This is a genomic window from Acinetobacter johnsonii ANC 3681 (genome assembly GCF_000368805.1).
Lineage (GTDB): Bacteria > Pseudomonadota > Gammaproteobacteria > Pseudomonadales > Moraxellaceae > Acinetobacter > Acinetobacter johnsonii.
Genome location: NZ_KB849705.1, coordinates 1,308,044 through 1,331,080, shown reverse-complemented (window position 1 = coordinate 1,331,080; position 23,037 = coordinate 1,308,044). Strand labels below are relative to the sequence as shown.

The 23,037-nt window shown below is 41.1% G+C and carries 21 protein-coding genes; 7 read left to right on the top strand and 14 right to left on the bottom strand.

What is annotated here, in order from left to right; all coding sequences use genetic code 11:
• The first annotated feature begins 212 nt into the window (after positions 1-212).
• Together mnmG and F946_RS10550 are read left to right on the top strand one after the other, a co-directional pair.
• Positions 213-2,093 carry a tRNA uridine-5-carboxymethylaminomethyl(34) synthesis enzyme MnmG gene (mnmG, locus tag F946_RS10555; RefSeq protein WP_004982068.1) on the top strand — a complete coding sequence of 627 codons (1,881 nt, stop codon included), beginning with the start codon at positions 213-215 and terminating at the stop codon, positions 2,091-2,093.
• A 94-nt stretch (positions 2,094-2,187) separates the two neighbouring features.
• Positions 2,188-3,996: a tetratricopeptide repeat protein gene (locus F946_RS10550; protein WP_004982067.1), complete on the top strand. Its 1,809-nt coding sequence runs from the start codon at positions 2,188-2,190 to the stop codon at positions 3,994-3,996.
• A gap of 435 nt (positions 3,997-4,431) precedes the next feature.
• Here F946_RS10550 and F946_RS10545 read toward each other — a convergent pair whose 3' ends face one another.
• Positions 4,432-5,433 (bottom strand): helix-turn-helix transcriptional regulator, encoded by a 1,002-nt coding sequence (locus F946_RS10545; RefSeq protein WP_004982057.1) that lies wholly within the window; start codon positions 5,431-5,433, stop codon positions 4,432-4,434.
• Between the two features lie 239 nt (positions 5,434-5,672).
• Between F946_RS10545 and F946_RS10540 the strand changes: the two genes are divergently transcribed.
• From F946_RS10540 to F946_RS10520, 5 genes are read left to right on the top strand one after another with little or no spacing between them, the layout of a single operon-like run.
• Complete coding sequence (locus F946_RS10540; RefSeq protein ID WP_004982054.1) at positions 5,673-7,223, top strand: circularly permuted type 2 ATP-grasp protein; 1,551 nt, start codon at positions 5,673-5,675, stop codon at positions 7,221-7,223.
• Between the two features lie 25 nt (positions 7,224-7,248).
• Entirely contained in the window at positions 7,249-7,851 is a 603-nt protein-coding gene (locus F946_RS10535; protein ID WP_004982053.1) for an alpha-E domain-containing protein, read from the top strand.
• Positions 7,848-8,627, top strand: coding sequence for a transglutaminase family protein (locus F946_RS10530; RefSeq protein WP_004982050.1), 780 nt, complete (start codon positions 7,848-7,850; stop codon positions 8,625-8,627). The genes F946_RS10535 and F946_RS10530 overlap by 4 nt, the downstream gene beginning before the upstream one ends.
• 24 nt (positions 8,628-8,651) lie before the next feature.
• Complete coding sequence (locus tag F946_RS10525; RefSeq protein ID WP_004696423.1) at positions 8,652-9,386, top strand: proteasome-type protease; 735 nt, start codon at positions 8,652-8,654, stop codon at positions 9,384-9,386.
• Between the two features lie 47 nt (positions 9,387-9,433).
• Entirely contained in the window at positions 9,434-9,859 is a 426-nt protein-coding gene (locus tag F946_RS10520) for a BLUF domain-containing protein (protein WP_004982048.1), read from the top strand.
• A 32-nt stretch (positions 9,860-9,891) separates the two neighbouring features.
• Here the strand turns inward: F946_RS10520 and alr are convergent, their stop codons facing one another.
• From alr to F946_RS10455, 13 genes are all read right to left on the bottom strand, one after another.
• Positions 9,892-10,962 (bottom strand): alanine racemase, encoded by a 1,071-nt coding sequence (alr, locus tag F946_RS10515; protein ID WP_004982046.1) that lies wholly within the window; start codon positions 10,960-10,962, stop codon positions 9,892-9,894.
• 47 nt (positions 10,963-11,009) lie between these two features.
• Positions 11,010-12,455, bottom strand: coding sequence for a replicative DNA helicase (dnaB, locus tag F946_RS10510; protein WP_004696432.1), 1,446 nt, complete (start codon positions 12,453-12,455; stop codon positions 11,010-11,012).
• Between the two features lie 272 nt (positions 12,456-12,727).
• Complete coding sequence (gene rplI / locus F946_RS10505) at positions 12,728-13,174, bottom strand: 50S ribosomal protein L9 (protein WP_004696433.1); 447 nt, start codon at positions 13,172-13,174, stop codon at positions 12,728-12,730.
• A gap of 9 nt (positions 13,175-13,183) precedes the next feature.
• The gene (gene rpsR / locus F946_RS10500; protein WP_004278792.1) at positions 13,184-13,411 is read right to left on the bottom strand and encodes a 30S ribosomal protein S18; all 228 of its coding nucleotides are present in this window, start codon (positions 13,409-13,411) and stop codon (positions 13,184-13,186) included.
• A gap of 11 nt (positions 13,412-13,422) precedes the next feature.
• Positions 13,423-13,809 carry a 30S ribosomal protein S6 gene (gene rpsF / locus F946_RS10495; RefSeq protein ID WP_004696436.1) on the bottom strand — a complete coding sequence of 129 codons (387 nt, stop codon included), beginning with the start codon at positions 13,807-13,809 and terminating at the stop codon, positions 13,423-13,425.
• Between the two features lie 144 nt (positions 13,810-13,953).
• On the bottom strand, positions 13,954-14,709 hold the full coding sequence (locus F946_RS10490) for a DUF3142 domain-containing protein (RefSeq protein WP_035326723.1): 756 nt from the start codon (positions 14,707-14,709) through the stop codon (positions 13,954-13,956).
• A gap of 7 nt (positions 14,710-14,716) precedes the next feature.
• Positions 14,717-16,831: a PA5441 family protein gene (locus F946_RS10485; protein WP_004982039.1), complete on the bottom strand. Its 2,115-nt coding sequence runs from the start codon at positions 16,829-16,831 to the stop codon at positions 14,717-14,719.
• A 106-nt stretch (positions 16,832-16,937) separates the two neighbouring features.
• Entirely contained in the window at positions 16,938-17,816 is an 879-nt protein-coding gene (gene cyoE / locus F946_RS10480) for a heme o synthase (protein WP_004982036.1), read from the bottom strand.
• Positions 17,817-17,826: 10 nt separating this feature from the next.
• A complete protein-coding gene (locus F946_RS10475; protein WP_026056475.1) occupies positions 17,827-18,156 on the bottom strand; it encodes a cytochrome o ubiquinol oxidase subunit IV in 330 nt (109 codons plus the stop codon).
• Entirely contained in the window at positions 18,153-18,773 is a 621-nt protein-coding gene (gene cyoC, locus F946_RS10470; RefSeq protein WP_004696446.1) for a cytochrome o ubiquinol oxidase subunit III, read from the bottom strand. The genes F946_RS10475 and cyoC overlap by 4 nt, the downstream gene beginning before the upstream one ends.
• Before the next feature lie 4 nt (positions 18,774-18,777).
• Entirely contained in the window at positions 18,778-20,766 is a 1,989-nt protein-coding gene (cyoB, locus tag F946_RS10465) for a cytochrome o ubiquinol oxidase subunit I (protein ID WP_004982033.1), read from the bottom strand.
• A 3-nt stretch (positions 20,767-20,769) separates the two neighbouring features.
• Positions 20,770-21,843: a ubiquinol oxidase subunit II gene (gene cyoA / locus F946_RS10460; RefSeq protein ID WP_004696450.1), complete on the bottom strand. Its 1,074-nt coding sequence runs from the start codon at positions 21,841-21,843 to the stop codon at positions 20,770-20,772.
• Positions 21,844-22,144: 301 nt separating this feature from the next.
• Positions 22,145-22,912 (bottom strand): RDD family protein, encoded by a 768-nt coding sequence (locus tag F946_RS10455; RefSeq protein ID WP_004982031.1) that lies wholly within the window; start codon positions 22,910-22,912, stop codon positions 22,145-22,147.
• Positions 22,913-23,037 lie beyond the last annotated feature (125 nt).

Here is a 23,037-nt window from a genome sequence, read left to right as displayed (position 1 = left end):
AAAAATGATCAAATTAATACAAGGCTTTTCAGGTAACAAAACGCATCCTTTGTTAAGTTTTTGCTACTGCTCTGCAAGTAAAATTACATAAACCTAGCGCTGGCGCAGTAAGCACAGCACCGCATATACAATAAATTCCACGGAATCTGTCAACTTACAATCGAAAATTTGCTATAATCTTTCGTTATCATTTTTTAATCTCCTTTACCACTATGCATTATCCTAAAGTTTACGATGTCATTGTTATCGGCGGCGGTCACGCAGGTACAGAAGCAGCATTGGCTGCGGCACGTATGGGGCGACAGACTTTACTCTTAACTCATAATATTGAGACTTTAGGGCAGATGAGCTGTAATCCAGCAATTGGTGGTATTGGTAAATCGCATTTGGTGCGTGAAATTGATGCCTTAGGCGGTGCAATGGCATTGGCTGCCGATAAAGGTGGTATTCAGTTCCGTATCCTAAACTCGCGTAAAGGTGCGGCCGTTCGTGCAACACGTGCACAGGCAGACCGTATTCGCTATAAAGCCGCGATTCGTGACACTTTAGAAAACCAAGCAAATCTCGATATTTTCCAACAAGCCGCAGACGACCTGATTGTTGAGGGTGATACTGTCAAGGGCGTTGTAACTCAAACGGGTATTCGCTTTGATGCGAAAACAGTTGTACTCACCGCAGGGACGTTCTTGGGTGGTGTAATCCACGTTGGTCTTGAAAAATCAAGTGGCGGCCGTGCAGGTGATCCACCTTCAATTTCACTGGCACACCGTTTACGTGAATTGAATTTGCCAGTGGGTCGTTTAAAGACAGGTACGCCACCACGTATTGATGCGCGTTCGGTTGATTTTTCTGTGATGATTCCACAGCCGGGTGACTTCCCATCACCGACGATGTCATTCATGGGTGATGCGTCTATGCACCCTGAACAAGTGAATTGTTATATTACCCATACCAATGAAAAAACCCATGACATCATCCGCGGCGGTTTAGACCGTTCACCGATGTACACTGGTGTTATTGAAGGTGTAGGGCCACGTTACTGCCCATCCATTGAAGACAAAATTCACCGTTTTGCCGATAAAGACTCACATCAAGTATTCTTAGAGCCTGAAGGTCTAGATACACATGAGCTTTATCCAAATGGTATTTCAACGTCACTTCCGTTTGATGTGCAGTTTGAGTTGGTTCGTTCAATTCGCGGGATGGAAAATGCGCACATTTTACGTCCGGGCTATGCCATCGAATACGATTATTTCAACCCGCAAGCATTGAAATTTACTTTAGAAACCAAAGCCATCAATAACTTGTACTTTGCCGGTCAAATCAATGGTACGACAGGTTATGAAGAGGCGGGTGCACAAGGCTTGCTTGCAGGCTTAAACGCTGCGCGTCGTGCGTGGGATCAAGAGCAATGGACACCAAAACGTGATGAAGCCTATATGGGCGTATTGGTGGATGACTTGATCACGCTAGGCACGAAAGAACCGTACCGTATGTTTACTTCACGTGCCGAATATCGTTTGATGTTGCGTGAAGACAATGCGGATCAACGTTTAACGCCAGTGGGTCGTGAAATGGGCTTGGTGGATGATGAGCGTTGGGCAACTTACTGTGAAAAAATGGAAGCGGTTGAACTGGAAACAGGTCGCTTACAACACCTTTGGGCTGCACCAAACAACCCGATGGGTAAAAAGTTTGTCGAAATGACAGGTGCGGATTTATCGAAAGAGTGTTCTGCGATTGATTTGTTAAAACGTCCGAATATTTCATTTGCTCAAATTGCGGAGCTCACAGGTTCTGAAGTCTCTACACAAGTGGGCGATCAAATTGAAATTGCGGTGAAATATGCAGGTTATATTAACCGTCAGCATGAAGATGTCGCGCAAATGAAGCGTTTGGAAGAAACCAAAATTCCAGCCGATTTTAATTATGATGTCGTTTCAGGGTTATCTCGTGAGATTACTTTAAAATTGAAAGATGTACGTCCTGAGACATTGGCTCAAGCAAATCGTATTCCGGGGGTAACACCTGCAGCAGTGCAATTGATCATGATTACGATCCGTAAAAATGCACAAGCGAAAAAATCTGCTTAATATTTGAAAGTTATTGAAAAAGTCCGCTTTATGCGGGCTTTTTTTTGGGTAAAATCTGCGCAGGGGTAATATACAATAAAAAATAAGGTGAATTATGTCATTACATTATAAAAGTGGAGAAGAGATTTGCGCGGGTGATGTGGTTATCTGGCTCAATCAAAGTGGTGAGTTTTATCAATTTGATCAAGCCATTATGAAAGTTTGGGAGGTTGCTAAAACCAATGATGGAGAACTGGTTGGGGTAAATTTAATGCCACCAGAAGCAGAATCTCCTATGCAGATGCTGAGAGCTTTGGTTCGACCCGAAGATCATGAGCTATCTTCTGACATTGTGAAAATGAAAGATGTTCCGGGACTCTATACCATTACACGATGGTTTCTACCCATTGAGCAAGTGTCTAAAAGTTTGGGATTGATTGAACGTATTGAGTATTTTTCTGAGCATGAAACAGGTCATGGAGCATTAATCCTTCAATTAATTAGAGGTAAAGCCGAGCAACATCGCGGTATTTATCAATATTATTTGGCAGATCAAGCCTACCAAGAGCGTGAGTTTCAGCTCTATATTGATTTACTACGTCAATCTGCTCAGTCGGGTTATACCCCTGCGATGTGTCAGTTAGCACAGCAATTATTCATTGGTGGAATTTTACAAAAAAGTCTGGAAGGAAGTTTTAACTGGTATCGAGAAGCTGCATCCAAAATGGATAGCATAGCGCTATATCAGTTGGCGGGATGCTATGCACGAGGTCATGGCACCGAACAAGATTTACAAAAAAGTTTGCAGCTCTTGGAGCAGTCCTCTGAACAAGGTTGTTGGGCAGCCACATTGGGGTTGGCGGCTTATTATCGTTTTGGTTGGTTAACCTGTTTCTTGGTCAATTCAGTTTATCGAAATTATGGCGTGGTGAGCGAACATGTGATTCACTCGGCACGAGCATTCTATCTGTATCATCGAATTTCGTCACAAGCGCTTGAAACTGAAAAAGATATTTTGGCAAATGCTTATTATCATTTGGGCTGGATGTATCAAGATGGTATCGGGACAAAACGAGACTACGAGCAATGTGTCTATTGGTATCAAAAGTCTGCTGATCTGGGTAATCCCGTTGCGATTAATAACTTAGCGGATAAGTATGAGCATGGTTTAGGTGTACCGCTGGAGCTAGATATGGCAATTGGACTGTATCAACAAGTAGCAGGTCAGGTCATAGCGGCAGATTTAAGTTTGGGCCGTATGTATTTAGAGGGGCGAGGGGTTGAGCAAGACTTCGAATTGGCTCGAAAACATTTAAATGTAGTACTGGATGCGCGTATCAGTGGGATAGATGAGATGCAGGCAGAAGCAATGCAATTAATAGCATCCTTTACCGAAGAAAGTCCGCTGCAACAGGCTCAACATGTTCTCAAAAATGCACGGGACTACTCAATTGATCAGATTAATGAACAGATCCGAAAGGTTGATTCATTTCTGCATATGGATGAAGCCAAACAACTATTCTTCAAACTATTTTTACTGAATGCCCAAAAAGGAGAAGCTTCCTCACAGTATCAAGTGGGTTATTGGTATTTAAATGGCTTGTACACTGAGAAAAATTTGGAAGAAGCCGTATATTGGATTCAAAAAGCGGCTGATCAAAAAGACCAATATGCGGAATGTAAAATTGGCTATTTGTATGAAAAAGGACTCTATTTTAATGCCGATTTAGATGTCGCACAAAAATGGTATGAGCGCTCATTACGAAAACCCTGTACATCGTATACGCCTGAATATATCGGAGAGCAGTTGAATCCTGAGTATTTAAAAATGTATAACAGAATCAATGATGAAGCCCTCAAGGGATTAGTGCGTATTGAAGAAAAGCGGCCTAAACGTGGCAAGTGGCAATTTTGGAAGAAATAAAAGCGGATGATTTGTAACGATTACTGTCGAAAGGTTCTTGCAATCCACATTAGAAATGCAAGGGTCTAATCATAAGACTGCTGACCATAAGGCTGGCTTTTTGTTTTGGCAGATAAACAAAGCAAAAGAGTTGTTTAAGATAAAAACAGATAAAAATAGCCAATCATGTTATTTCACAAAAGTATCGCCATATTATAAATTGATTTTACGTTCTTAACATGAGGTCAACACCATGACGATGAAATCGATCCGTTTTAACAGTGGAGAGCTTGCATGCCAATGCTAGTTTGTATCAATCACCAAAAACAGCGCACTTATCTTGGTTTAGGGGAGGCATTAAACCAAGATGAGCAATGAAAACGACAAACCCAAGCAATTCAAATATCTAATACCAAAAAGATTGTAAAGCCCCTAATACTTGGGGCTTTTTTTATTTTAGTCGGTGATGGTCTGATTAACTGCATCACGAACTTCTTTGGGTTCAATGTGACTAATTTTATGCCCAAAACTACGTAACCACCACACCAGTTGATTGGTAAAAGGGACGGTCGCATGAACCAAGATTTGCCCATTTTCAAGCGGTTCTAAAACCTGATTGGTACTGAGTTTGGTTTCTTCCAAATACAGTGCATCTATTTCAGTCATAGTCAGGGTAAGTGCAACGGTTTCTGTGGGTTTTGAAAAGTCTACACGGAAACCTAATGCACCCGATTCGATGTATTCATCGATATCAAAATTGACTGGGTGTAAGGCACGTGTGTTTAAAACCGTCGCTGATTTGAAACGGTGCAGTGCAAAGGTTTGAATATCGGTTTTGTCGTGGCGCGTACAAATTAGATAAATAATTGCACCTTTTTGAACCAATGCGAGTGGATTGAGCGTATAGGTTTTTGCTTCAGCCGCTTGGTTTAAACCTTGATAAACGCATTCCAGTTGTTTGTCTTGGAGCAGTCCTTCATAGATGGCTTGCTGTGCTGTTTTCTCCACAATTGGGGGAATCAGCGGTTGTGTCGCAGGCACAATGCGTACGCGGTTAATCCATTGGCGCACATTGTTTTGGGTCGATAGGCTACGACGTGCTAAGTCAAACCATGGATTCATTTCTTCAATTAAGCTGGGTGGAAGAAGATGTTTAAGGTGTTCTTCAACCATCATAAATGTCACCGCTTGAGAGCTGGTCATGTGCGGTAAGCTTTGAATCGGGGCATCAGAACGCCAACGCCAGCCTTGAGGCACAGCCCCATTGTTTTCAATCGGAAAGCGTTGAGAGATTTGGTTTAAATCACGTTGAATGGTCCGTAAAGTAATATCGATGCCTTCACGTTGTAAAATCTCTTGCAGCTCTCGAGTGCCCATCCATTTTCCAGAGGAAAGGCGAGACAAAATTTGCCATTGGCGATAGAGACTATTGGACGTTTCTTTTTCTTGTATAGACATAGTTTAATAAAATATAGGAGTCGAAATTACTTACTTGAATGTGAACACAATAAGAAAACTCATTCGTTTAAGCAAGCTTTGCTTGAAATTTTTCAGTTATATTTTTTGACACAACTTAATGCGAAATAGAATTGAAGCAATGCGTTTTTTATCGATTAATAAACAAAGCATCTTTAGAAATCCATGGCATAGATATTGCTACGTATGGGTTACATATCGATAACAATTGAGAGGTTTGTATGTTTAAAGAAGATAAAGATACAAATGTAAATACGATGTTGGACGGATATAAGCTTAACTCTCCTGTATTAAATCCGATTCACTCTCATGATCGTCTATCGAGCCAGTCTGTTGGATTGTTTCATCAAATGACCTCGAATTTCTTTAATGAAATGACAGATGACCAAGCGATGTCTGGTGAGGCTTGTGCGCGTATTGAGCACTGGTTGTCACAGCATAGTGTAGAAGAACTCGAAGAACTGAACCAAATTGCCAAACAGCATTTTTTATATGAAGGTATTACGTTTACTGTATATGGTGAATCTGAGGGCATTGAGCGCACCATTCCTTATGATTTAATTCCACGTGTGATCGCTAAACAACAATGGAATAAAATCTCCCTTGGCTCTGCACAACGTGTGCGGGCTTTAAATCTATTTTTACATGATATTTACCATCAACAAGACATTCTCAAAGCTAAAATTATTCCAGAACTGCAAGTTTTGACGCATGAAGCTTATCAACCGCATATGTATGAGCACCGTTTAAAAGGTCAGATTTATAGCCAAATTAGTGGAATTGATATTATCCGTGATGGGCAGGGTGAGTTTTATGTGCTCGAAGATAATTTAAGAACGCCGTCGGGCGTGTCTTATATGCTTGAAAGTCGTAAGATTAGTGAAAAACTTATGCCTGATTTGATGCAGAAGAACCATATTTTAGGCATAGAACAATACCCACAATTACTAAAAGAAATCTTGGCTGAAAATGCTTATGTCGATCAGCCTTTCATCGTGGTGTTGACACCGGGACGTTATAATAGTGCCTATTATGAACATGCTTTTTTAGCCCGTGAAATGGATGTGCCTTTGGTGACATCGCGTGATTTGTTTGTAGAGCATGATAAAGTCTATGTCAAAACCATTCGTGGCCGTCAACGAATAGATGTGATTTACCGCCGTTTGGATGATGCTTATCTTGATCCGCTGTGCTTTATGCCGAATAGCACTTTAGGTGTCGCAGGGTTGATGTCCGCTTATTTGAGTCATAACGTGGTTATTGCGAATGCACCAGGCACAGGGGTTGCGGATGATAAATCGATTTATCCTTATGTCGATAAAATGATTCAGTTTTATTTAGGTGAAAAACCTATCTTAAAAAATGTTCCGACATATCAATGCCGTGACAAGCAAGACTTGGCTTATGTACTGGAGAACCTTGAGCAGTTAGTGGTCAAAGAGGCGCAAGGTTCGGGTGGGTATGGTATGCTGATTGGACCGCAAGCCTGTAAAAGCCAAATTGAGCAATTTAGAGATAAGCTCATGGCGACACCGCATTTATATATTGCCCAGCCTACTTTAGAGCTTTCAGTTAGTCCAACCATGACTGAATCGGGTGTGTCTGAACGTCATATTGACCTTAGACCGTTTGTGCTCAGTTCACCGTATCGTACTGAAATTGTCCCTGGCGGTTTAACACGTGTTGCGATGAAAGAAGGTTCGTTGGTGGTCAACTCATCCCAAGGAGGAGGAATTAAAGACACTTGGGTCGTGGAAAACTTACATTCATAAAATAAACAAATATGAGGGTAGAACTATGATTTTATTAAGCACCAATGCTGAAAATATTTTTTGGTTAGGGCGTTATTTAACACGTACTCAATATTTGTGTGCTCAGTTTCCTTTTACCCAAGACCAGCCTGCAATGGATTATGCGCATGCATTTTGTTTGCCTGCTTTTGATGCGTGCTCACTGAATGAGCTGATTTTAAACCCAAACAATCCTGCTTCATTTAATCAGCAATTTCAAAGCGCTAAGAGTAATGTACAAGACTTGCGCGGGATTTTATCTGCAAAGGCATATGCGGAACTGAATCAATTTATCAAAAATGCCACTGAAAACACCGCCTATATTTGTGATGTGGTTGGAGAGTGTCAGGATGTACTTGAGTCTGAAGCCAGTGATGTCTTTTTATTCTTTAGTTTAGGGCAAATGATTGAGCAGCTCGACCGTCAAATTCGCCTGAAACAAGATGCACAAAATACTTTAGTTGAAATAGAAAACATCGTCATGTTGTTAAAAGAAATGGGCTGGCTAAATTTGGCACAGGCTTGGCTAGAGCTCAAATCACAACCTGATGCGATGAATTTTTATCATTTTAGTGATTATATTCAACAATTGTTTGAGGTTGATGTATGAAACTTATGATCAATCACCAAACGCATTATCAATATAGTGAATTGGCGCTGAATAGCATTCAATATATCAAAATGACACCTACGAATAATTCACACCAAAAGGTATGTCATTGGCATGTGAGTGTGCCAGGAGAGCGTGAAGAAAAACGGGATGCCTTCCAAAATATTTGGATTACCAGTTCGCAACGTGAAGCCTATCAACAGCTGACCATAATGGCGCAGGGCATTGTTGAAATTAATAGCTTGGCAGAACATGGCATCCAAGATCGACTGAATCCCAATTTATTTTTACAGCCGACGCTCAATACCCAGTGCAATGCTGAAATGAAGGCATTTGCACATCAGTATGTGCCTGAGTTGAATCGGGAAAATTTGATGAAACTGTCAGAAGCAGTTTTAGTGCATATTCCTTATGTACCTGCCAAAACTTCGGTGTTAACTTCGGCAATTGATGCATTCAATGGGCAACAAGGTGTATGTCAGGATCATAGTCATGTTTTTATTGCTATGTGCAAGCATCTGGGCTTACCGGTACGTTATGTATCGGGGTATTTGCATGTGCCTGAAACTTCACACCTCGCCAGTCACGCGTGGGCCGAGGTGTATATTGATGATGCATGGTATTGTTTTGATACCAGTAATCAATTGTTCAAACCACAGTCACATATCTATGTAGCTATTGGGCGCGATTATTGGGATGTGGCTCCCGTTCGTGGCGTACGTGAAAAAGGTGGAGTGGAATCGATGCATTCCATGGTACAAGTTTTAAGTTGTTAAGGTTTAGCTGAAAAAGGATGTTCTATGACCTATTGTTGTGCACTTCGTCTTCAAGATGGTTTGGTTTTTATAAGTGATACGCGTACGAATGCAGGTGTAGACCATATATCCGTGTTTAGGAAACTGTATACCTTTGGTGTGGAGGGTGAACGTTTTATTGCGATTCAAACCTCAGGAAACTTAGCAACGACCCAAGCGGTGATTGGGCATTTAAAAAATCATCTGGAGTTAAGCCAAGAACCGAATTTATATAGTGTCAATACCATGTTCGAAGCGGCTGAGTTGGTTGGACATACTTTGAAAAAAGTCTTGGCGGATATGGCACCAGACACGCAAGAACAAAGTAATTACTACTGTAGCTTATTGGTCGGTGGCCAAATTAAAGGGGCAGAAATGCAACTTTATAATATTTATCCGCAGGGGAATTTTATTTGTGCGACCAAAGATACGCCGTATTTTCAAATTGGTGAAAGTAAATACGGAAAGCCTATTCTAGATCGTGCATTACGGTATGACATGCCCTTAGATGAAGCAGTGAAGTGTAGTTTGATTTCTTTTGATTCAACCTTACGCTCCAATGTTTCTGTTGGTTTGCCCTTAGATGCTTTGGTGTATACAAGAGATAGTTTACATATTCCAGTGGGTAAGCGGATTGATGAAGAAGATCCGTATTTTTCAAGCATCAGTAAACAATGGTCAGATACTTTAAGAAAAGGATTGCAAGAATTGGCAAAGCCGACGGATGACTATTTAGTATAAATGTACTAAATGCTAAAAATAATGAAATCAATAAATTGGGGAAGTCTATGCAGCAAATTTGCTATGCAAGTACTTCAACTTCGGATCACGTACAGCTTCTTCAAGATGTTCGAGACATTTTAAGCGAAGCACGTGATTTTAATGCAATACATAATATTTCAGGCGTTCTTTATTATGCAGATCAGCATTATTTCCAGTGCTTAGAAGGGGATGACGCTGCTTTAGAATTATTAATGTCGAAATTATTGAAAGACCATAGACATAAAGATATCAAAGTCTTTGAGGCGAAAACCATTCACGCGGCACATTTTAGAGCTTGGGGCATGAAGTATGTGCAACGTATGAGTAGTGTACATACCAAAATGCGTGAAATGGGTTTTGCAAAATTTGAACCACAGAGCATGAGTCAACAACAAATTGATCAGCTGTTGCAAGACCTTTATGATGCCCAGTCTGATGAAAGTCTTGGTTGAAAAAAGCCCAAGTAGAACTTGGGCTTTTTTGGTTAGATTTGCTTACGTGTAGGGCGATTGCTTAACCGACAAAGTAGTTCATAACCAATAGTTCCATTGGCTTCCGCAACATCGTCAACTAAGCGGTTTTCACCCCAGAGCTCAACCTTTGTACCGAGTTTGGCGTTTAACCCCGTCACATCGATCGCAATCATGTCCATCGCAACTCGGCCTACAACAGCTACTGCCTGTTCATTTATAGCAACATAGTTTTGCTTTTGAAATGCACGTGGATAGCCATCACCATAACCAATCGAAACAATGGCCAGTTCAGTTTCTTGGTTCGCGACAAAATGCGAACCATAGCCGACACCTTCACCTGCTTGAATGGTATTTAATGCAATAATTTCCGCCGTGAAGCTCATAACGGGCTTTAAGTCTAAGTCGTGTGCATTTTTATCGGCAAAAGGTGATGCACCGTAAAGCATGATGCCGGGACGAACAAAATCAAAATTAAGTTCTGGCCATTTAAATATAGCAGCTGAGTTACAACATGAAGCTAGGATGGGTGAACAGGCTTCTTTGATGTGTAGAAATTGCGCACGTTGCCGCTCATTGAGTGGGTGATCCGCATCGGCATTGGCAAAGTGCATTGCCAGTACGCATGTAAAGCCTTCTGCTTTTAAAGTGTTGATGACATCAATGATTTCGGCAACTTTAAAGCCTAAACGGTTCATACCGCTGTTGAGTTTGACCCATACTTTGAGCTTTTGATCGATATACGCTGCTTTGTGTGAGATTAACCAATCGACTTGTTGTTGCTGATGAACCACACACTCGATATTTTGCTCAATGACGGTTTGCATTTCATCTGCTGAGAAAACACCTTCAATCAGGGTAATCGGTTGTGTAAAGCCGAGTTCACGAATCTCTAATGCTTCTTCTAAACAGGCGACGCCAAAGGCATCGGTTTCACTTAAGGCTGCTAAACAGTCTTTGACTCCGTGTCCATAAGCATTGGCTTTGACCATGCTGACGATTTTCGCGTTTGGGGCAAGTTGTTTGACACGGTTTAAATTATATTGCAGCGCTTGGCTATCAATATAAACTGTTGCTTGACGCACCCTAATTACTCCTACAGGGTCATGGAAAGGCGACGATGAGGCTTTAATTATTCCTCATCATCGTACTGAGCATAAAACTCAGGGGATAAGTTACTAAAGCGGGTATATTGGCCTTCAAAAGCAAGTCGAACGGTACCAATAGGGCCGTTACGTTGTTTACCAATAATAATTTCGGCAGTGCCCGCTTCTTTGGATTCTTTGTTATAGACTTCATCACGGTAAATAAACATGATCAAGTCGGCGTCCTGCTCGATCGCACCGGATTCACGTAAGTCTGACATCACGGGACGTTTGTTTGGGCGGTTCTCGAGGGAACGGTTAAGCTGCGATAGTGCAATTACAGGGCACATCATTTCTTTGGCAAGAGCTTTTAGGCTTCGTGAAATTTCTGAAATCTCACCTACACGGTTATCACCCATACCTGGTACTTTCATCAGCTGTAAATAATCGACCATGATGCAGCCGAGTTTACCATCGTGCTGTTTGGCAATACGACGTGCGCGAGCACGAACTTCTGTAGGTGGAAGAGCAGAGGAGTCATCGATATAGAGCTTTTTCTCTTGCAGTTGCAAAATGGTGCCCGTAACTTTTGACCATTCATCACCATCGAGTTTACCTGAACGTAAATGTCCCTGATGGACTTTCCCGTAAGATGAAATTAAACGCATGGCGATGGAGTCGGCTGGCATCTCCATGGAGTAAACCAAGGCAGGTAAGTCATTATTAAACAGCACGCTTTCCACTAAATTCATGGCAAAAGTGGTTTTACCCATCGATGGACGCGCTGCAACAATAATCAAATCACCTGCTTGCATGCCCGAGGTTTTATTGTCGAGTTCAAGAAAGCCTGTAGTTAAGCCTGTAATGCTGCCTTCCATTTGCGACAGCTCATTTAGCTTATCAAAGACATCGGCCACAACTGTATTGATGGCTTTAGGCCCTTGAGCTTTGGCGTTGTTATTGTGTTGTTCTGCCAAAGAGAAAATATTGGTTTCGGCCAAATCTAAAATTTCACTGACGTTACGACCTTTGGTGTCATAGGCATTTTGTAAAATTTCAGAGCTGACCTTAATCATACTGCGCAAAGTCGAAAATTCTTTGATCTTAGTAGCATAAGTTTCCATGTTATAGAAACTAGACGGGGAGTCTGCCATCAATTGCATCAGGTACTCTTCACCACCAACCGCATCGAGTAGGTTTTGTGTGGTGAGCCAGTCATGAACTAAAACCGCATCATAGGGTGAGCTGTCTTTGGAGAGTTGCGCAATGGCGCGAAAAATATATTTATGGCGCGTCGCATAAAAGTCATTTTCAGTCAGTACATCGCCAACTTGTTCAAAGGATTCAGCAACCGTCATTAAAGCGGCAAGTACAGCTTGTTCCAATGCTAAGTTATGCGGAGGTGTACGGAATTCTTTCAGTTGCCCTGACTCATTTGGTTTATTGTCTTGTTTCGATGAGCTCTTTTGAGCAGTGGCATTCGCCTGTGACATATAACGCCCTGATTTTTAATACAGTAAGAGGGATAACTTAAGATAAATTTCACTGTAAATTTGGAAAAAATTACAGCCATTTAACTGTATGCACTTTATCAAAAAATGCAGCTGCTGTGTGCTGAATTCAAGGCTTATGGATAAAACCCATAATATTCAAATTTGGCATTTTGAGGGGCAGGCTGATGAATTTTTAAGCTGAGCGAAGAAACTACTTTTTCATAGAGATAAAAAAAGAGCATGCAAAAGCATGCTCTTTTTTTTGCAAGAAATTACTCAGATACGATAGTAACGAGAACTTCAGCAACAACATCATGGTGCAATTGGATTGCGATGTTGAATTCGCCAGTGTGACGAAGTGCACCGTTCGGTAAACGAACTTCTGCACGGTCAACTTCAAGACCAGCATTTGTTAACGCGTCAGCGATATCACGAGTACCGATAGAACCGAATAGTTTACCTTCGTCACCAGCTTTCGCAGTGATTACGATGTTAACTTCGTCTAATTGGCTAGCACGTGCTTGAGCTGCAGCTAAAACATCAGCTTCAGCTTTCTCAAGTTCAGCGCGACGAGCTTCAAAAGCAGCAGTGTTAGCTTCAGTAGCTGCTACTGCTTGACCTTGAGGGATAAGGTAGTTGCGGCCGTAACCAGCTTTAACTGAAACTTTATCGCCTAATTTACCAAGGTTTTTAATGCGTTGTAATAAGATAATATCCACAGCTCAACCTCACTTATGATTGTCAGTGTAAGGGATCAAAGACAAGTAGCGAGCTTGTTTAATAGCAAGCGCTAATTGACGTTGGTAACGAGCTTTAGTACCTGTAATACGGCTAGGAACAATCTTGCCGTTTTCAGTGATGTACTGTTTTAAAGTGTCGATATCTTTGTAGTCGATGTACGTAACGTTCTCAGCTGTAAAGCGGCAGAACTTGCGACGACGGTAAAAACGTGCCATTGATGTTCTCCTTATGCTTCAGCAGAGTCTTGAGCTTGTTGTGCTTCTTCACGTTGAGCTTTACGCGCACGTTTTTCTTCAGCACTCTTAGCCAATAGTGACTCTTCAGTGATAGCGTTCTCACGACGGATGATAAGGCTACGAATAATTGCATCGTTGTAACGGAACAATTCTTCTAACTCATCAAGAGTAGTTTGACCACACTCAACATTCATAAGAATGTAGTGAGCTTTGTGGATCTTGTTAATTGGGTAAGCCAATTGACGACGGCCCCAGTCTTCAAGACGGTGAATTTGACCTTCAGCTTCTTTGATGTGAGTTAGGTAGCGTTCTACCATACCAACGACTTGATCGCTTTGATCAGGGTGTACTAAAAGTACGATTTCGTAATGACGCATTGTCAGCTCCTTACGGTTTAAACAGCCCCTAACAAAAAAGTTGTTAGAAGCAAGGAGTCACAACCAAGGTTGTGTCGCATTAGATGCGAAGGGGGAATTTTAGAGACTTTGCTCGCCAAATTCAAGAACTTCTCTTAAAAAGCCCTAATTATTTTGAGGTTTTGAGCGCAAAAGGAAGACGACATAGCCTTTAAAGTTTGTATCATTTTCAAGCTTGGGCGGTCTACGCCACTGACCGTGTTGAACGATGCCAATTTTATAAGGCAGTTTCAGTGCTGAAACTTTTTTTAGATAAGCTGCATAGTTGGGTATGGTAGTTGAAACTTGATAAGTTTGAATGACCAACTCGTCGATGGTGTTATTCAGGAGGTTTAAAGTCTCCTGATTTGTCACATTGGTCCAGTCCATTAAACCCGTGATACTGAGTTGATAATGTTGAGGTAATTGTTTTCTTAATTGACTTAAGAATAGGGCATATTGGTGAATGTGTTTGGTTTTGGCATCGAAATCAATTTGTATGCCTTGAATATGATTCCCTGCATTTTCCCATTGCTGAACGCGTTTTAAAATGTGTGTAAGCTCTTGGCCTTGCCAGTCTAAATGATAATTACGAAAAACCAGCCACACCTTTTGCTGAGGAATTTTTAAGACGCTTATGCCTTGCGGTATAAGCTTAGAGTGACGTGTTAGGGAGTCTAAACGGATTTCACCTTGTAAAACATAAATTTCTTTAGCCGCATTTAGGTAAGGGGCAGATGAAATATTGCCCCAAATCCAAAATGCATCATAGTCTTCGGCATTTACCCGAGCAGATGTTGAAGCTGACTGACTCGGCTGACAAGCCATGATGCTCAGCATACAGATCAATGTCATAACAACTGAAAAAATCTGCTTCAACATAGACGTCTTACCAGTAATACTTTAAAGATTGTGCCCAAGCGGTAGTTGGATAGTCGCGTTTAATGTGGTCGAACCATTGTTTACGGGTGGATTTTTCAACTTCTGCATCCTGACAGTCATTCATCCCGCTTGGTGAATAACACATGATTGAGCGATAAAGAGCATACGCTTTTAAATCGGGTACAGAACTGGATTTGATGATGTCTTTATACACTTGACCACGGGCAAAAATTGCACCTTGGAAGCTAGAAGTTTCTTTTTCTAAAGCGGTGACATAGCTTATGTTGTAGCCTTGAGTCGTGCGTGCATATTCACCCAAACAAAGTCGGAGTTTTAAATCTTGAGGTGAATTTTCAAGTTTTTGAGTCAGACTGAATAAGTCAGGGCATTGCATTTGTGGCGTGATTTTTGTTCCAGCCCAGATGAAATCACTGAAAGGCGGTTGGTTTTTATAATTTTTATATGTTTCTGAGTCATATTTATACTTCTCGGCATCTTGTGGTAGTAGTACAAAGGCTTGATTAAACAGTTTAAAGTTCTGATGTACCAATGATTTTTGCAAAGTTTTAAATAAAGCTAAATTTTTTTGATCTGTATTCGATGCTTTGCTCTGTACAATTTGCATTAAGCTTTTTTCATTAGCTTCATTTTCAATAAAGCTTTTTTGCAATGAAGCTTGTTTGATTTTAGCATCTGAACCGATAAAGGCGCTGGCATTTTGCTGTTGGGTATAATGTGGATATAGCATCAGTTCAAATAAGCCATGCTGTTCAATGGATTTTGATTGACTCAGCCAACCTTCCCAGTATTGCTGTGCATTTTGAGTTTGTCCGAGTTTCTCTAAAATACGCCCTTTTAACAATATTTGACTGAGTTGAAGGTAACTATCGATTGAATTAGAGGAATGTTCTGGCACATATTTTAAAGCTTCGGCTGGTTTGTTCTGCACAAAGAATAAGTGATTGGCTTGTAGGAATTGGAACAGTTCTGGCTGACTCTTAAATAGTGTTTTTTGGTTGTTGAGTTCAGACCAGCTTAAGACTTTATCTTCTGCTGATGTTGCCTGACGCATTTGCATTAAATCTGAAATGGTCAGAAAGAAGGGATCTTTTAGATTTTTTGGATTGAATGAGTGGCTTTGAAAAACATGGCGATCCATTTCAAAGGCTAGATTATCGAGCTCTAAATTATAGTATTTGGAATCAGGATGATTGATTTGCCATGCGAGTTCGCTGGTCAGGAGTTCGGTATTTCCACTCAGCCAATAACAACGACGTAGTAAACCGCGTGCGCTTGCCGCATATTTTCCCTCAGGGAAGCGTTTGAAGTAGGTAGTGATATGCTCATAGGTATTTTTGAGTAAAGTCTGATTTACTTTATCGATTTTTAAATCACCATATTCACCGATACCCGACTGATAGCTTTCATTGAGGCTGCTACGGATCAACATATATTGCGATGTTTCTTTGATCCAAGACTGATCAACCGTAGTTAATACTGAGTAAATTTTAGTAGCTGTGGAAAAGTTACTATTATAAAAGGCAATGGTTGCATTTAAATAAGACGCATACTGACGTGCTTGTATAGACCAGTTCGGATTGACTTGGATGAGGGCAAGATCACGGTCACAGGCCGAGATATTTTGTCTTTCTTGAATCAGTAAATCTTTTTCCACTTTGCTGAGATTTTGGTCGGCTTTCACCTGTTGGGTAAATTGATCCGCACCATTGTCTAGACTACTGCAATGTTCTTGGTAAGGAGTCTTTTGATTGTTTGGTTTTAATCGGGCATTCGGTCGTTTATTGGTTGCGCTTTCAAACAATGTTTTAGCCGCAAATGGTACGTTGCTATATTCAGTTTCCCAAAGCGGACTATTTGGCTGATTAAAATTCAATTTGGCCAAGCCCATGTCGCTCAGGAGTAGGAGCATATTGGTTTGATTGTCATTGGCGGGCGTGAGCGCAGGCAAATTGTCACAGGCTGTATAGGCATTGGTTTGAATGTTGGTCGATGGGTAGCAAGTAACATCAAAACCAGAAAAACTGTGCGTGCTATAAGCAAGAGTGATAGGGAATAGACTAATAAAAATAGATTTTTTAAAAAATTGTGATGGCATTTTCATTACAGAGTATGAGTTATTGTTGTGTCTGCTATGGTAACAATTTAAAGACTAGACTTAAATATTGAATAAGTTGAAATAAAAAAAAGATAGAGAGAACTCTATCTTTTTAAAACAGCGGCAAATGTGGAGCAGGTGAGACATAGCTAAAACTAAAACTAAAACTTAATGCAGTAATTAAAATCACTGAATATAAGAAATAGCGTTTTGCCCAAACCTGATCATTTTCAGCTTTAAAACCAATGATTGATAAATATACCCAATAAGCACAGAGTGCGTTAAAGGTGATAAGAAAAAACATATTGGTATAGCCAAAACAATACAAACCATTTAACACCGCAGCAAACAGCAAGACATAAATCAAGCTTTCAACTTTCGTGCGGAAAATTGAACGTGCTACAGGTAAAATTGGAATGCCTGCATTTTTATAGTCGTCAAAGCGGTATACCGCAATTCCCCATGAATGAGGCATTTGCCAAAGTGCGTATGCTAAGAAAAGCAACAATGCGGCAACATCAAATTCATTGGTCACAGCTGTATAGCCGATCACTGGTGGACTAGCACCAGAAATACTTCCAATCACGGTTTGGTGAATGGATGTGCGTTTGCTCCATAGACTATAAAAAATCACATAAACCACAAAACCAAGTACAGCAAAGCCAAAGGCATAAGCATTAACAAAGAACCAGAGTAGGGCGAAACCTAATATTCCAAGCGCAGCAGAAAATGCCAAAGCAACGGAAGGACTGATGGTTTTTTTAACTAATGCACGGTTCATCGTCCGTTCCATCTTTTGATCAATATCTTGATCAATGACGTTATTGACGACACAGCCAGAAGCAACAACCAGTGTTGTACCGAGTAGGGTGATGAGAAGGAGGAGGAAATCTACAGACCCCTGAGCGGCTAAAAAGAAGCCGCCCAGAGTGGTAACGAAGTTACCAAAGAGAATTCCTGGTTTAGTCAGGAATAAATACTTTTTCAACATGACGATCAGTTTAGATCATCATGTTGTAGTGTAAGTAGTTCATAATCCATACAGAGCCGACTAGAAGTACAGCAATACAAAGTACTGTATAGATAAATGCAATCACGTTCCAACGTTGCTCTGAAGATGAGTTCATGTGCAAGAAGTAAACTAATTGAACTAGAACCTGAGCAACCGCTGTAATTGCGATAACCGCCATAACAATACCGCGACCAAAACCACCAGCCATTACCATACCGAATGGAATTACGGTCAGGATAACTGAAAGGATAAAGCCGATCGTGTATTGCTTGGTGTTACCGTGTGAAGCACCAGCTGAGTTATGATCGTGACTCATTATAGAACTCCCATCAAGTAAACTACGCTGAATACACAGATCCAAACGATGTCAAGGAAGTGCCAGAACAAGCTTAGGCAAGCAAGACGACGAGTGTTTGGAAGAGTCAAACCATTTTTCTTGATCTGAATCATCAAAATGATCATCCATACCAAACCTGAAGTTACGTGAATACCGTGCGTACCTACTAAAGTAAAGAACGACGATAAAAACGCACTTACGCTTGGACCGTGGCCAGCATGAACTAAGTGATTAAACTCATATAGTTCCATGCCGATGAATGAAGCACCGAATAACCAAGTGATCGCTAACCAAGTTAAAACTTGGTTGACGTTCTTTTTATATGCAGCAAGAACCGCAAAACCAAAAGTTACAGAAGAGATCAAGAGAGCGAAAGTTTCAGTTAAAACGAAACCTAAAGACTCACCGAATAATTCTTTTGCACTTGGTGTGCCCATAGGCACATGGCTACTTAAAACAGCGAATGCAATGAAGAGTGTACCGAATAGAATCAAGTCACTCATCAAATAAGTCCAAAAACCAAAGACGGTGATGTCAGTATCATCGTGGTGATGATGCTCATCGTGTCCGTGGTTTTCGTGATGAAGTACGTCAGCCATTGTCTTAGTCCTTCTTCAAATGTTTTTCAAGAATCGCGTAACGTTCATTTTCAATACGCTCAACTTCAGCAGCAGGAACATAGTAGTCCACTTTCTTCGTAAACGAAGACGCGATGAAGCTGATAATAGCAGCGATGAACATTACAACAACTAACCACCAGATATGCCAGATTAAACCAAAGCCCATAACAGTAATGAACATGGCAATCACAACACCAGCAGCACGATTCGTTGGCATATGAATGTCTTCGTATGAAGTAGGTTTCGCATACGCTACGCCATTCTCTTTGTCATTCCAGAACGTATCAATACCATTGATTGTTGGAAGATGAGCAAAGTTGTAGAACGGAGCAGGAGACGAAGTCGCCCATTCAAGTGTACGACCATCCCATGGATCGCCTGTAAGGTCGAGGTTGTCGTTGCGTTGTAAGTAACCAACAACAATCTGCATAACGAAACATGCAATACCAATCGCGACTAACACAGAACCGAAGAATGCAATAGCAATGTACGGATCCCATTCAGGGTTGTCATATGTATTCAAACGACGAGTCATACCCATGAAACCAAGGATATAAAGTGGCATGAATGCAAAGTAGAAACCGAAGAACCAGAACCAGAACGCAGCTTTACCCCATGCTTCATTGAGCTTCCAACCAAACATTTTCGGCCAGTAGAAGATGATGCCGGCAAACATACCAAACACCACACCACCGATAATTACGTTATGGAAGTGAGCAATCAAGAACAATGAGTTGTGTACAAGGAAGTCCGCAGGTGGAACCGCCATTAATACACCAGTTAAACCGCCAATACCGAATGTTACAAGGAAGCCAAGCGTCCATAACATAGGAGTAGTGAAGGTGATACGACCCTTATACATCGTGAATAACCAAGAGAAGATTTTCACACCTGTAGGAATCGCAATAACCATGGTCATGATACCGAAGAACGCATTCACGTTCGCACCAGCACCCATGGTGAAGAAGTGGTGAAGCCATACTACGAACGCAAGTACTGTGATCGCAATTGTTGCATACACCATTGATTTGTAACCGAACAACGTTTTACGAGAGAACGTTGATACAACTTCAGAGTAAATACCAAATGCTGGTAATACTAAGATGTAAACTTCTGGGTGACCCCATGTCCAAATCAAGTTTACATACAACATTGGGCTACCACCCATGTCATTTGTAAAGAAGTGGAAACCGAAGTAACGGTCAAGCGTTAACATCGCAATTGTTGCTGTTAACACTGGGAATGACGCAATGATCAATACAGCTGTACACAAAGATGTCCAAGTAAAGATCGGCATGTCCATAAGTGACATACCAGGCGCGCGCATTTTAATGATGGTAACGAAGAAGTTAACACCCGTTAATAGCGTACCTAAACCTGAAATCTGAAGTGCCCAGATATAGTAGTCCACACCCACGCCTGGAGAGTATTCGATACCTGAAAGAGGAGGATAAGCCATCCAACCTGTTGCAGCGAATTCACCAATTGCAAGAGATGCCATCATTAAGCCTGCAGCACCAGCAAATAGCCAGAAGCTTAGAGAGTTTAATAATGGGAAGGCAACGTCACGTGCACCAATTTGAAGTGGTACAGAGATATTCATTAAGCCAACAACTAGACCCATTGCTACGAAGAAGATCATGATTACACCGTGTGCGGTGAAGATCTGATCGTAGTGTTCTGGGTGTAAATAACCTTCACCGCCACCTTTTGCAAGGAACAGTTGAAGACGCATCATAATCGCATCGGCGAAACCACGCAAAAGCATGATGATCGATACGAAAAGATACATGATACCAATTTTTTTATGGTCGACTGATGTGAACCATTCGTTCCACAAGTAGCCCCATTTTTTAAAGTAGGTAATACCAGCAACAACTGCGATACCACCTAAGATCATCATTGCAACTGTGACCAGTACAATTGGATCGTGCGGAATAACGTCCGGACCTAACTTACCTAAGAAGCTCATGTCTTATTCCCCTACAACTGATGAAGCAGGTTCAACAGCGGCATGTGCTTCAGATGAAGCAGCCCCGTGAGCACCCGCAGTCGCTGAGTGATCAGCACCGTGATAGTTGCTCATATATTTGCTGATGACTGACTTAAACAAGCCTTCCTCTACAGAAGAGTAGTAAGTCACAGGGTGTGGCTTAGTTGGATAAGGCTTCATTGCCTCAGCAGCAGCCTTCTCTTCAGGAGTTTTTGCTTTTGAAATCAAAACTTCAATTTGGTGTTTACCACGGTTACCGTCACGTAAAGACTCAAATTCAGCTTGATCTAAAATTGTTTTTTGTACAGCTTTAGGATTAATGCTTGTACCGTTACCTGCTTTAACTGCAGCAACCCATTCAGCGAATTGAGCGTCAGTTACAGAGTGAGCACGGAAGCGCATTTGCGAGAAGCCGTAGCCTGAATAGTTTGAAGAGAAACCGCGGTAGCCTTCAGCTGGGCTAGTTCCATCTGCTAACAAATTCAAGTGCGTTTGCATGCCTGCCATTGCATAAATTTGACCACCTAACGCAGGGATGAAGAAAGAGTTCATCGTGAAGTTAGAGGTAATTTTAAGTGCAACTGGAGTTTTTTCAGGGAAACGAATTTCGTTAACCGTCGCAATGTTAAGATCAGGGTAAATGAAGATCCATTTAAACTGTTCTGCAATGACTTGAATATTTACAGGTGCTTTATCAGATTCGAGCGGGCGGTAAGGGTCATACTTGTGTGAACCCCACCAAGTTAACCAAGCCAGAATACCAATAATAATGACAGGAATACCCCAAACTACAATTTCAATTGCAGTAGAGTGTGCCCATGTAGGTTTATAGTCTGCATCTTTATTCGACGCGCGATATTTCCAACCAAACCATAATGCCATTACGACTGATGGAATAACCACCAATAGCATTAAATAGATCGCAGTCATCATTAAGTCAGATTGACCTTGTGCAACTGGACCTTTTGAGTTTAGAAGTACCATATCACCACCACACCCAGTTAAGAGCGCGGCGATCGCAGATAAAGACAATACAGCTAAAATCGTTTGTCTCATTTTACAACCTCGGTGAAGAGTCCCATTCCCTAATAAAATTGGGATAGCGATTAAAGTGTCGCATGATTGAAAAGTTTCTTTTTAAGTCTAAAAACACTTCTCAATCATAAGACACCGCTACGTTGTAGGGCATTATGCCTCATATCGACAAACTAAGCTATACGTAAAGATGCTTTAAATGACTGTTATAAAAACCGATTTTTTTACTCGGAATTTTATAATTTATTTATAGATTTATTTTGAATATCAATAAACTGCGGAAAACTGAGGGACGCCAAACCTCAGCTTAAATATGGTCGAATTACTGCTTAATGACCTTGGTTTTCGCCAGCTTATCGTGCAAAGTTTGACGCTTTGCAGTTAAACCAAAGACGTGATCGATGATGGTAATAAACGGCATGAACAGCATATTGAGCACAATAAAGACAACACTGCGCAATGTGAATACACGCAAAAGGCTGACTTTTTCGTTGGTTTCAACGTCTACAATTTTAATTTTGGTGATTTTTTTGCCAATACTTTGACCATTTTTTGCTAAGAAAAAAGCCTGGATACCGAGCATAATCAGCAGGTAAATGCCCATGGTGGTCCATGCTTCAGTTGGAATCAAACTGAACAGTTGTGCTTGCAGTTCACTGGCCTGTGTTGCTGTAGTAGCCGCTTGCATTTTTTGCTGAATTTCAGTGAGTTCACCAAATTTATCTGCTTGTAAAAAGAACGAGGGAATCGCAGCGGCAGGGAGCCAAAGAAGTAAATCAATGACTTTGGCTAAGACGCGTGTGCCTATTGATGCCAGTTCAGGTTGAGCAACTTTCACCGCTGTACGGTTTGGTTGTGAAAATTGATTTGGCGTATGTATTGGCTCAGGAATAGGGGGCTGAGGTTGATAACCTACAGGTTCATACGCCAGTTTTCCTTGGGTGAGTTCACCTAAAGCTTTCCATTCAGGCATACCCTGATGCCAAACTAAATCCGTCAATAAAACTTGTTGGCTTGCGAGCATTTGATTCAATTGCTCTAAGGTATATGGACCGGCTTGTTGATTATTTCGTGCCAAGTAAATCTGCATATAAACTTAATCTCAAAATATAAGTTGGGATATTCAAATAATAAATGTATTTGTTTTCAGATTAAAAACAAATAAAAAATCTATGGTAAAACATGCGGATAGTCTAGAGAATTTCAAGCTGAAAT

Excerpts from the sequence above, each read along its gene's own strand:
- F946_RS10525 (WP_004696423.1), top strand. The coding sequence starts at position 8,652 with ATGACCTATTGTTGTGCACTTCGTCTTCAAGATGGTTTGGTTTTTATA.
- F946_RS10490 (WP_035326723.1), bottom strand. The coding sequence starts at position 14,709 with ATGTTGAAGCAGATTTTTTCAGTTGTTATGACATTGATCTGTATGCTG.
- cyoB (WP_004982033.1), bottom strand. The coding sequence starts at position 20,766 with ATGAGCTTCTTAGGTAAGTTAGGTCCGGACGTTATTCCGCACGATCCA.
- F946_RS10455 (WP_004982031.1), bottom strand. The coding sequence starts at position 22,912 with ATGCAGATTTACTTGGCACGAAATAATCAACAAGCCGGTCCATATACC.
- F946_RS10535 (WP_004982053.1), top strand. The coding sequence starts at position 7,249 with ATGATTTTATTAAGCACCAATGCTGAAAATATTTTTTGGTTAGGGCGT.
- mnmG (WP_004982068.1), top strand. The coding sequence starts at position 213 with ATGCATTATCCTAAAGTTTACGATGTCATTGTTATCGGCGGCGGTCAC.
- F946_RS10520 (WP_004982048.1), top strand. The coding sequence starts at position 9,434 with ATGCAGCAAATTTGCTATGCAAGTACTTCAACTTCGGATCACGTACAG.
- F946_RS10550 (WP_004982067.1), top strand. The coding sequence starts at position 2,188 with ATGTCATTACATTATAAAAGTGGAGAAGAGATTTGCGCGGGTGATGTG.
- cyoC (WP_004696446.1), bottom strand. The coding sequence starts at position 18,773 with ATGGCTGACGTACTTCATCACGAAAACCACGGACACGATGAGCATCAT.
- dnaB (WP_004696432.1), bottom strand. The coding sequence starts at position 12,455 with ATGTCACAGGCGAATGCCACTGCTCAAAAGAGCTCATCGAAACAAGAC.
- cyoA (WP_004696450.1), bottom strand. The coding sequence starts at position 21,843 with ATGAGACAAACGATTTTAGCTGTATTGTCTTTATCTGCGATCGCCGCG.
- F946_RS10545 (WP_004982057.1), bottom strand. The coding sequence starts at position 5,433 with ATGTCTATACAAGAAAAAGAAACGTCCAATAGTCTCTATCGCCAATGG.
- cyoE (WP_004982036.1), bottom strand. The coding sequence starts at position 17,816 with ATGTTGAAAAAGTATTTATTCCTGACTAAACCAGGAATTCTCTTTGGT.
- F946_RS10485 (WP_004982039.1), bottom strand. The coding sequence starts at position 16,831 with ATGAAAATGCCATCACAATTTTTTAAAAAATCTATTTTTATTAGTCTA.
- F946_RS10530 (WP_004982050.1), top strand. The coding sequence starts at position 7,848 with ATGAAACTTATGATCAATCACCAAACGCATTATCAATATAGTGAATTG.
- rpsF (WP_004696436.1), bottom strand. The coding sequence starts at position 13,809 with ATGCGTCATTACGAAATCGTACTTTTAGTACACCCTGATCAAAGCGAT.
- rpsR (WP_004278792.1), bottom strand. The coding sequence starts at position 13,411 with ATGGCACGTTTTTACCGTCGTCGCAAGTTCTGCCGCTTTACAGCTGAG.
- F946_RS10540 (WP_004982054.1), top strand. The coding sequence starts at position 5,673 with ATGTTTAAAGAAGATAAAGATACAAATGTAAATACGATGTTGGACGGA.